Origin of the sequence: Leptospira borgpetersenii serovar Javanica, from assembly GCF_003046425.1 — a bacterium.
GTDB lineage: Bacteria > Spirochaetota > Leptospiria > Leptospirales > Leptospiraceae > Leptospira > Leptospira borgpetersenii.
This window is the reverse complement of sequence record NZ_QAJG01000029.1, coordinates 1-11303: the sequence shown is the minus strand read 5'-3', so window position 1 is coordinate 11303 and position 11303 is coordinate 1. Positions and strand designations below refer to the sequence as shown.

Annotated in this window: 5 protein-coding genes and 2 pseudogenes; 3 read left to right on the top strand and 4 right to left on the bottom strand. The window is 38.2% G+C overall.

Annotated elements, in window-relative coordinates:
* Nucleotides 1-7: 7 nt before the first annotated feature.
* The 4 genes and pseudogenes from CLV95_RS16340 to CLV95_RS16325 all read right to left on the bottom strand — a co-directional run bounded on the left by CLV95_RS16340 (nucleotide 8) and on the right by CLV95_RS16325 (nucleotide 5937).
* The gene (locus tag CLV95_RS16340; RefSeq protein WP_002725587.1) at nucleotides 8-895 is read right to left on the bottom strand and encodes an NADH-quinone oxidoreductase subunit H; all 888 of its coding nucleotides are present in this window, start codon (nucleotides 893-895) and stop codon (nucleotides 8-10) included.
* Nucleotides 862-2585: pseudogene (locus tag CLV95_RS16335) on the bottom strand (proton-conducting transporter transmembrane domain-containing protein). The gene CLV95_RS16340 and the pseudogene CLV95_RS16335 overlap by 34 nt, the downstream one beginning before the upstream one ends.
* 23 nt (nucleotides 2586-2608) lie before the next feature.
* Entirely contained in the window at nucleotides 2609-4552 is a 1944-nt protein-coding gene (locus CLV95_RS16330) for an alginate export family protein (protein ID WP_016561360.1), read from the bottom strand.
* Between the two features lie 416 nt (nucleotides 4553-4968).
* A complete protein-coding gene (locus tag CLV95_RS16325; RefSeq protein WP_002734919.1) occupies nucleotides 4969-5937 on the bottom strand; it encodes a sodium-dependent bicarbonate transport family permease in 969 nt (322 codons plus the stop codon).
* A gap of 1371 nt (nucleotides 5938-7308) precedes the next feature.
* Between CLV95_RS16325 and CLV95_RS16315 the strand changes: the two genes are divergently transcribed.
* The 3 genes and pseudogenes from CLV95_RS16315 to purT all read left to right on the top strand — a co-directional run bounded on the left by CLV95_RS16315 (nucleotide 7309) and on the right by purT (nucleotide 10763).
* Nucleotides 7309-8931 (top strand): helix-turn-helix domain-containing protein, encoded by a 1623-nt coding sequence (locus tag CLV95_RS16315; RefSeq protein WP_002735062.1) that lies wholly within the window; start codon nucleotides 7309-7311, stop codon nucleotides 8929-8931.
* A gap of 403 nt (nucleotides 8932-9334) precedes the next feature.
* Nucleotides 9335-9520 (top strand): annotated as a pseudogene (locus CLV95_RS16310) (transposase); the annotation flags it as partial.
* Between the two features lie 70 nt (nucleotides 9521-9590).
* The gene (gene purT / locus CLV95_RS16305) at nucleotides 9591-10763 is read left to right on the top strand and encodes a formate-dependent phosphoribosylglycinamide formyltransferase (RefSeq protein ID WP_268914406.1); all 1173 of its coding nucleotides are present in this window, start codon (nucleotides 9591-9593) and stop codon (nucleotides 10761-10763) included.
* Nucleotides 10764-11303: the final 540 nt, after the last annotated feature.

Sequence of the window (11303 nt, the reverse complement as noted above, 5' to 3'; positions counted from 1 at the left end):
CCTAGGATCAACCTAATTTGAGAAGGATACCCAAAAAGAGCATAAAGATAAAATTCAAGCCGAGTAACTCGGGAATCCAAAGCCATTTTCTTCGAGTACTATTCGCTTCGATGTAACCGACACAAATGGAAACAAAAAGTGCACCCAAGGTCGCAACCACATCGAGCCAAAACGAAGGCACCGATCTACTTAAAAAGAATTCCCCGTGATAAACGCCCATCTTTGCGACAAAAAGAAACAAGGAACTTGTTTTAAATTGCTGCGCCAATTCGAAAAGGGCCCTTCTGCTTCCGGACGCTTCAAGTAACATCGCTTCGTGAACCATCGTAAGTTCCAAGTGAGTTCTCGGATCGTCAAACGGCGGTTTTGCAAGTTCAGCTAAAATTACCAAAGAGGTCCCCAACAAAAAAAGACCGCCGAACGCAAGACTTGCAAAATTCGCGTTGAACACGAGATGAGATTCGAACACCACGAGAACGAGGATCATGATCGGTTCACAAAACACATAGAGAATTATTTCTCTGGCCGCCCCCATTCCCGCAAACGAAGTGCCGTTTTCTACAGAATAGGCGAGTAACACAAATCGCATAACGCCGATTAGGAATGGAATAAGAAGAAACGACCCCCATTCGAAACTCGCCAAACTCCAAACTACAAGCCCCGCCAAAAAAGCTATGAGGGGGGACGCTTCCGTAAAGAACCCGGAAAAGGGTCCATCCACCGGTTTTTTACGAATCATTCTCCAAGTATCGTAGAATATTTGAAGAACAGGAGCGCCCTTTCTTCCTTGCGAATAAGAACGTATCTTTTGAACAAGTCCTCCACATAAAAATGGGAGAGCAAAAAACGATACTATTCGAATTATCGGATCAAAGTATTTAAGAATAATTTCCATAAATCCCCCTCGGTTAATTTCAGACCGATAATCACAAACAGAAGGACCACCACAGTTACGGACGAAAATGCAAGGTTGATCGAAATCGATTCTTCATCTGCCTCGTTCACTCTCGTCTTAAAAGTATTTAAGAATTTTATAATTCCCTGAAGTATCCCTTCGTCTAAACGAGAGTTCCCTTCTTCATTGGTAAAATATCTTCCCAGGGAAGGGAAAAGAGGATCCGAGATTCCGTCGGAAGGAACCGCAACGTCCGCGCCGCCGTAATTACCGCCACAATCCCAAAGTTTCCTTTTGGCAATTTTTGTTCTGAAACCTATAATTCCCACAAAAACGATCATTCCAAGTCCAACAAAATTGACGATTGCAAGACTTCTATACCACTGTTCGTCCAACCATTCTGTAGTTGGCGAATAATACAGCGCATAGGCGGAGATTCCAAAGGAGACGACTAAGATCAAAGCACCGCTCAGAAAAATAGAATAGAATACGGAGCGAAAAGGTTTGTTTTCAGACCATCCGGTTCTCGGTCTGGACAAAACCATTCCCAAAAAAATTCTCAAGTGTCCCGCCGCTCCTAAAACTAAACCGGAAGAAACTAAAATCAGAAGTGGAAGAACAAGAATCGCGCTTTGCCCTGGAATTTCCAAAACTCCCGCGACCAACTTTACGAACGTCGCTTCAGAAAGAAACCCGGTCGTTCCCGGAATCGCGAGAAAACTGATCGTCCCTAAACTCAACAACGAAGACGGTAACCCGGAAACTCTTCCGACACCGGTGTTTTGATCTACATTCGAAAAACCTGATATTTTGGTAAGGTACCCGATTGAAAGAAACTGAAACGTCTTACTGATACTATGATGGATCAAAGAAAGAATGAAAAGAAACGAAAAAGATCTGCTGAGTACTTTTAAATTTTCCACTTCGCTGTCCTTCCACAACGCGGAAAGAAGAATACAGAGAAATAGAAAATTCATATTCTCTACAGTACTATAAGCAATCGCGCCTTCTTAGCATCTTTTGAAAATAAAGAAGATAAACCCGCCCAAAGTACTCCGAAACCTGCTAAAGGAATCAAAATTTTGATATAAACAGTATTACCAAGCCAAGGAGCCACAAGCTGATGAAAAAGGATCAAAGGAAGATTTACCAAAATTCCCGAGTAAGCGGCAGACGCATGAGCCGGAGATCCGGAGTGAGCTTCCGGAAGCCAGAAATGAAATCCAAAAAATGCCGCTTTCACTAAAAGACCGGCAACCAAAAAAATATTTCCGAACTGGCCTTCAGGAGAATAAATCCAATACGTAAAACAAAAAGCTCCGACCCCACCCGCAACGACTAACGCAATAAAACTTTTGATGGAATTCGGAGTCCATTTGCCTCCCTGATAAAGAAGGAAAGCGCTGACCGTGGACAATTCCCAAAAGAGAATCAGCCATAAAGTTTTACCAACTAAATAGCATAGTCCAGTACTGAGAAAGAATATAGCGTAGCCCAAAAGAATGGTTGTTCTTTTACGATGCTCATAACCGTGAACATAAACGGAGATTATCATTCCCAACACCGTCTGAAGAGTAAGGCCGATAAATATAGCCGTATCCTGTCCGAAAAAATCCTTACCGAGCACTTTTGCCGCTAAAAAGGGTACAGCAAGAGACATTACAACTATCAAATAAGATAGAATGATCATTGGCTGATTAAGCCTCCTTTTTGCTAAAGCGCAGCGTTCATCTGAAAGAAGAATACACTCGCGTATTTTTCGGAGGTATGCTGCTTCATCAACGCCGCAGTATTCAATTCAAACTGGTTCGTTGTTCTATTGTAAAACAAGGGACTGTTCCTATAATTTCGAATCGAATTTCCCGCGATCAAAAAACCCGCACCTGCCCAAATAGATATATTATCGTTCCCCTGAAATATCCAAGTTAGATCCAATTCGTTATAAATGTTTCTACCCATAGAATACGATTGTGTGAAAGCGTTTCCCGTATAATTTTCCGTCGAACCCGCAGAAGAAATACTTCCAGACGCGTTAGTTGACATTGCTACCGGAGAAGAAATTACAGAACCTGCGATTGAGTTCGCACTTCCGTTGATCGCATACCAAGCGTCGTTTTTCTGAACCTTGTCGTTGATGATATACGCTATTTGAAACATTCCCCACTTGTTGCTTTTGTAAGTAAGGTTCATATTCCAGGAGCTTAAATTCTTCATATCAATATTTTCAGAAAGACCAGCTACGTTGTTCCAATAAGGAATTACTCCGAAACGAGAGTTCACGAGAGTTTGGAAAGTGGAAAAACTTCCATCCGCTCGGTTATTATCGCCGGAGGCATACATATATTGTAATCCCAGCCTTAACTTTTCCAGAAAGGTATAACCACTTTGAACGACATGAAAATGACCGGAATACTTAATCCTTTCGGTTCTCATATCGGCAAGATTTACACCTTCAACCGTACCCGGGAGATCATAACCTAAAAATCGTTTATGAATTCTCTGACCGTTGTAACCGTTCTGCCATGCGCTTTCAATGGTCCAATCCCAAGCCTTTCCTTCACGAAGGTTGTTTTTATTGGTTCTATTAGTGAACCTAAAACCGGTGGTATAAAGTTGATCATTTTGCCTTTTACGATTGATTGCAAGAACGTCATCCACGGTGGAAGCAGGAGTCGTCTGAGGAATCCACTTCTTGACTACGTCTATATTATAAACATCTAAAACTATCTCATTCAAGATTTTGAACGTATTGTACGTACCAAAAATAGTTGTATCCGATTGAGAAGCGGAAGGGTTTGTGTTTCCCGAAGTGGAATTGACCTTTGGATCGTTGGAAGAAAGAACCCCGTTCACACCACTTTGAGTCCAATAAGGTCTCGCGGCAAAAAAGTGAGAACTGAAATGCTCGTAATCGAACATAATTCGGGCACCGTCGTAGGACAAACCGTTAATCGTCCAATTTCCTCCAGCAATCATCCTTTGATCACCGTAAGCCCAAATCTGCCGACCAACCTGCATTTTAGCTTCTAAAGGAAGTTTTTGAATCATTACAAAGGCCTCTCTAATACTTGTACTGTTAGGAGCGATTGAATTATTCGGTTTACCCGGAATACTCGGATCCGAACTAAGAGTTGGAGTATTGCTGAAAAATCCCGAACGAATGTCCCCGACATTCGCGGGAGATGCGCCACCCCAAACTCTGGTATCTTGAATGGTAATTTTAAAAGTCACATAAGGATTTGGATCGATGAGAAAATAAAGCGCAGAAGTCTGCATGATTCGATCCGTGTAAGCGTGGTTGGATTTATCAAAATTGAGATTATTTTTGGATTCGTATCTAGGTCTTAAATAAAAACCTAATTTAATCCAGTCATTGATCCAAAGTTTATTTGAATATTTGTTTACCGTCTTAGAGAGATCCGGATCGATAAACATGTGTCGATTGTACTCCGCACTAATTCCGTTCTTTTTCATCGGAGAAACAAAATCAAAATTATCCGATTTCTCCTCCGTCGTAGATTTCGGTTCCATTGTAATAACGGACTCTGAATTTGTTGGGGTAGCTTGAGAAAACAAAATCTCACTTTCAAAAAGGAAAGAAAGAAAAAATAGAATAAACATTATCTTTGTAGTGTGCTTTTTTTGATTCGAAATCATCTGATTTACCTCTTCATTTTTATTTAGAGAATGAATATCGCAAAATTTTATATTAACAGCGCGTCAGAAAGATCAAACTGCAAAGTTCTGTTCTAGTTTTGGGACAGATTCTAAACCTTTTCAAGAAAGAATCTACACAAGAATCCGAGCATCAAATATGAACTCCCTCTTGACGACTGCTATGAAAATCAATAACTCAGAAAATCTATCTATAGTACAGAACTCTCAAGCAACTCGCCCCTATGTGTGCTCGGCAGAAAAAATTACGAGCTCAAAGAACCGTGATATTGAGTTTTTCAGCACACAAAAAGGATGCCTAAATACAAAAAATTTTGAATCTCCTTGGTAGTAGAAAATTCGAGTTTTCAAAACAAACTTCAAAACAATCGCCGAGAAAATATCTGGATTTCCTCTCCTTAAGTTAAAGTCACGAAATAATAATAGAGCGGAATACCGACAATTATGTTGATCGGAAATACGATAGAAAGTGCAACTGTAAGATAAATACTCGGGTTCGCTTCGGGAATCATATCTTTCATAGCGGCAGGCACCGCAATATAAGAAGCGGAAGCACAAAGAACAACAAACATAAGAGCATCTCCAACAGGCATTCCGATGACTTTAGTAAGAACTAAACCCACCGTTGCATTTACAACCATCAAAACAATAGCAGTTGCGATCAAAAAGAATCCGACATGAGCAAGTTCTTTGAATCTACGAGCTGCGGAAATTCCCATATCCAAAAGAAAGAACGTAAGAATACCTTTGAATAAGTCGTCAGCAAACACCTTCTCGGCTTTCCAACCGGAATCACCCGTGATATAACCTACAATCAATGCTCCAACTAAAAGATAAATCGAAGAACCAAAAAGAGCCTCATGCAATAATGCTTTCCAGTTGATACCACCTCCGCCATTCATTTTATTTTTATTCAAACGATCCAAGACCACTGCAATTACGATTGCAGGAGATTCCATCAAAGCCATTCCCGCAACGATAAAGCCACCGTATTCGACTTTGAGATTGTGTAAGAATGCGCCCGCGGTTACGAAAGTGACCGCACTGATAGACCCGAAAGAACCGGCCAAAGCGGCAGCATTATGTTTATCAAGTTTAATTTTCAAAATGAAGTATGCATATATCGGAACCAAAATGGCCATAATCGAACAAGCAATTAAAGTGAAAAAATGTTCTTGGGTAAAGATGGTTCTGGACAACTCGTGTCCCCCCTTAAAACCAATGGCAAAAAGAAGATACATTGAAAAGAACTTGGATAGTGATTCGGGGATAACCAAGTCTGATTTGAAAAAAACCACACCCATACCGAGAAAGAAAAATAATACCGGTGGATTTAGTACATTTTCTAAAATTGCGCGCGTGTCCATAATAGCCAACTTCGTGATTTAAGAATATCGTGACTTCGATTAAAACCTCAAACGAAATAGCAATAATCTATGGATTTAAAGGGAAAGAAATAAAAGCCTACTTTCTAAACCCCTGTTCAGAATAGACTTTCCAAGATTATAAAATTGGACAATCACTTTTTAAAAAATTGAGTTTTTACAAATTTTTGATGATCTCTTATAATTTTTTAACGACAAATAAAAAGCCTAAATCGAGACCGGGGATTTCCTCTAAAAGGTTTAAAAGTAAAGTCGTTTTTCACCATTTCATAACAGCTTGGGTAATCAAATAAATCATCTATCGTATTACAAAACAGTTTTTGAGGATTGAATTATAGAATTTTTGAATAGGTTTTTACCTATATGCAACTTCCATATATTAAATTATAAGTCCGGCAATACTCCACCGACTGTTGTTTCGGAATTTAAAGTCTTTTCTAAAATGATAAATTGACTGCAATCATTCAGTAAGTTTGTAATGAAATGTGGTAGTTCCCACAAATTACGTCTCTTGGGGGATTTTATGATTTTTAAATAAATTTTATTGTTGTTAATTTTTGTGGGAGTTTTCGGTTTTTGAGGCTGACTTTAAGTTTCCTTAGACAAAATGGCGCCCTTCTTTGGCCTGAAATAAGCATTAACCACAAAACCAACAGAAGGAACTAAGAGTTTTCCCAAAACTGTCTTCTGTGGGAGCGGCACAGCCACGACACTGTCATCAGTCTTCTGAATGTGGGGGTTTCCTACGGATTATGCCGTATTGACATTTTTTCCTGTTATTTAAGATTGTAATAGTTCCTACACTTTTGTTAAACTCAAGTCGTCTCGCTTCCACTAGTTTTCGAAGAAACTTAGTGCCACGGCGACTTCTATGGGTCCCGAGACAGATTCTGAGACCAGCTCTAAATTTTTTGGGGTAAACTCTGAATTGAAATTTCCTATTCTAAAAAATGGAAAGGAAAAAATTTAAATCAAGAAACTGTTGAACATTATAAAACCGGAAATTATTGTCACAGGATAGAAAAAACTTAGATTTAAAAACAAGAGGATTCTTTTTTAGAAATAGATTTTAAAAAAGTGCTGGTACGCATGAGATTTTCCGAAAAAATCTGATCCATTCTAGAATATAGAAAATCCGAGCTTTTGTAAAAAAAATAATTTATTTCGGAAGTATTTTTAAAAAGAATAATTAACGTGAATTCGACATAACAAATGCGAAAGCAATTATCATGCTGCATCCATAAAGAGAAGCACTTTCGTTTCAGCTCGCGAGCCATTCGCCCAAACTTTCTTATATCGAATTCACGTTAATTACTCTCTTGGTCATATACGATACTAAAGGTCGTTGAACGGATGTATAAGAATTCAAATTTTAAAACTTTCATTTTGATATTTGGCATTTCTTTTTCTTCAATTTTTGCACATACCGAACCTGTAGTATTACTCGATCAAGATACTTCTTCAAAAAATATCAGTTCTCTTATCGAATATCGATATAGAGATCAGAAATTTGCAGGTTGTTCCCCAAATCATATCGATGGGTTAGAAGATTTAGAATGGCATTCGATTTCAGCCGACGTTCTCAGAGTAAAAAGAACTTCTTTCGGAAATTGGTTACGCTTCAGCGTTCAAAATTCTGAACCTACAATTCAGAATAGAATTCTTCTACTCGGATGGTTGAATGTTCCCGATACTCAACTTTGTTTTTTTGATAAAAACGGAAAATTCGTCTCCGTAAAATCGGGTTATTCAAATCCTACAACGGATGAAAAGATTCTCACAACTTTACCACATTTTAAGATAGATTTGCAGCCAAACGAAAATAGAATTTTTTATCTTTTTGTGTTATCAAACGAGGATATCAATTACCGAATTCGGATTATGGGTTTAGAAGAATTCGAACTTCACAAAAGGCTTAAATTCATCACTTCCTATTCGATCGTCGGAATTATTGGGTTTGCAGTTCTTTATTCTTTTTTCGGTTATTATCGATTCAAGAATTCGACTTTCATTTTTTTCCCGTTATACGTATTTTCAGTCATCCTCACTTTCTACTTCCTTCATGGACGTACTTTTGCGGAAGTTTTCGGCAACACAAATAATCTATTTCGACACAGCTATTTCTTATTTCTCGGAACCTCTTACGTGTTTTTATTTTTATATCTGTTCGCGATCGACAAGGCCAATCAGAAGAAAGTTTACCGCTCGGTGTTCTTTTGGATTGCAGGAGCATTTGGAATTTTATATTCTTTAATTCCTCTCTTGCAATCTTGGTATGACCATAGAATTCTTCTGTTAGTCGCGACTGTCGGTCTTTCTTTTTTCTATTTTATTCGAGTTCATTATCAATTCTTCAGTTCCAATTCTTCAATCGGATTACTTTACACAACATCTTGGGCCATATTTTTGGTTTTGGATACATATAAAACGATTTTCCATTTTGATTTTTATCCGTTTAATTATTTTTCGGTGTTCGGAGTCGTACTCTTTTTTCCTTTTCATTCGATTTTAGTAAGTTTTTCATTAAACGAATTTTTTAATCGAAGAAAAAACCAAGAAATAGTGGAAAAAGAATCCGCACAGGCTAGAAAATCTATTACAAGTTCTTTAAACGTGAACGAAGTCGTTCAGAACATTAAGGACCTTTTGGAAAAGAAGAAAGTTTTTCTTCAAAAATCCTTAAAAGAAGAAAATATAGCTAAAGAACTCGGCTTAAATCTTCACCAACTTTCAGAAATCGTCAACGTAGAATTTGGAAATAATTTTCCCTCTCTAATCAATCAATACAGGATCGAAGAAGCCAAAAAACTTCTCTTAGATCATCCAGAAAAAACAACTTCGGAAATCGGGAGCCGCGCTGGGTTCAGCTCCAAATCCACGTTTTATATGGAATTTAAAAAGTTCACCGGAACTAATCCGAATGCATACCGTAGAAAAAAACTCAAAAGCGAAGCTGCTTTCAACAAAAATATTTAGAAAATCATAATGTATTTTAAAACTTATAGAATCGGATAATGAGGTGTTCGTTTGTAGAAACAAATAAAAACGAAGATCCTTTTTGAAGGTTCGAAATCATCGTTCATAATAATTCTAATATACTGAACGACCTTTAGGAAATAAAATTAAAGTAGGCGAATAGTGATTTGTGAGAATTCCAGCATTTGTACAAGAATTCACTTTTGATTTTTAATGTTATTTTTATACGCCACCACAGAAATTTAGAATTTGCCTTAAAACCTAAGATGTAGGAATACTATAATAACATGAGTTAAGCATAACAAATGCGAAAGCGATTATTATGCTGCAATTCTTAGAGACCAACACTTTAATTTCAGCTCGCGAATCATTCGCCCAAACTTTCTCATATCGAATTCACGTTAAATTAATGCCCTTAGTTGATAAAATTCCTTCAGGAAAAAGAACTATGATTGAATCGGTAAATGATGAACTTAAAAATTTCTGTCAGATCCAACATACTATACATCGGAGTTTTTTCAATTGGGCTATTAATCTATTAAGCGTTCAGTTGCATTTCCCTTTTTCCCCTCGGAAAGTTATCCTATGATGTAATTGCAATTTTTGAGACAGATTAAGATTTTCTTTTTGATCTTTCGAATATTTCTTTCAGTCTGCCGATAAAACCTATGAAAAAGAAAATTCTCCTTTTAGGATCCGGGGAACTCGGCAAAGAATTCGTCATCGCGGCACAAAGACTAGGGCAATACGTAATTGCCGTTGATTCTTATGACGGCGCGCCTGCCATGCAGGTTGCTCATGAAAAAGAAATCATCAACATGCTAGATGGGAACCTTCTGGATCAAGTCGTAAAAAAACATAAACCGGATCTAATCGTTCCCGAAATCGAAGCGATTAGAACCGAACGTTTCTACGAATATGAAAAACAAGGTTACCAGATAGTTCCCTCTGCTAAAGCCGCTAATTTCACAATGAACCGGAAATCGATCCGTGATTTGGCAGCAAAAGATTTAAAACTTCTCACTGCAAAATATTTATATGCTTCTTCGGAAGAAGAACTAGTAAAAGCAACCAAAATATTAGGTTTTCCTTGTGTAGTTAAACCTCTCATGTCTTCTTCCGGAAAAGGGCAGTCAATCATCAAATCCCCGAAAGATATTTCCAAAGCATGGAAAGCTTCTCAAACTAAAGGCCGTACGAGCGCTACGGAAATTATCGTGGAAGAATTTATTTCTTTCAAATCGGAGATTACACTTCTAACAGTTACGCAGAAAAATGGCAAAACGCTTTTCTGTCCGCCGATCGGTCATAGGCAGGAAAGAGGAGATTATCAAGAAAGTTGGCAACCGGCAGAAATTTCCGAAGTTCAATTGAAGGGAGCACAAAGAATGGCGGAAGCAGTAACAAAAGAACTAACAGGTTTCGGTATTTGGGGCGTGGAATTTTTTTTAACTGAAGATCAAGTTTATTTTTCAGAACTTTCTCCGAGACCACACGATACCGGTATGGTCACGTTATCCGGAACGCAAAACTTCAACGAGTTTGAACTTCATATTCGTGCGATTTTAGGAATTCCGATTCCCGAAATCACTCAAGAAAGAAAGGGTGCAAGCGCAGTAATTCTTGCGAGTACGGACGGTAAAATTCCGGAAGTAAGAGGATTAGATATCGCATCGGAAATGCCCGAATCAGATTTTAGAATTTTCGGAAAACCGATTACAAGACCTTATCGTAGGATGGGAATCGCCCTTTCCTATTCCACAAAAGGAGAAGGAATTTCCTCCCTTCGTAAACGTGCGATTCTTTTGGCTTCTAAAATTAAAGTAGACTAAGAGCCGGTCTTAAAACCTGAAGAAAAATATCTCTAAACGATCCGGCAAGTTTTTAAAAAACGTCGGAATTCCCACAGAAACCATCGCATTGGCGGTTTTCTCCCGTCGTTTAAAATTGTAATAGTTCTTACATTCCTAAGGTTTTGAGACCGGCTCTGATATGGCGCCCCCATCCGGAGCAGTAAATATTTTTTCGCATTTTTTTTAATCACCCAATAATTTAACTCGTTAGAGAAAAGCATTCGCGACGATTGATCAGACTGATATTCGCGGGTTGGATACCGCAGGATAATCTATACATCGGGAGCTGTTCTTAGTCTAAAAACGAAGGTCAAATTTGAAATTCAAATTTGCTTCAACACTGAGCCAACAAGTATTCCTCCTTTATCGTACATCTTCTCTAACGAATTCAATCATTGGATGAACATTACTCTAACTTTAGGCTACAAGATTCATTGCTGCCCAAAGAAATCCGGATAACTCTCTTGAAACTGCCGTTATCATCACTTGAGGAGTTTTTCCTCTTAGCTGTAGATTGCG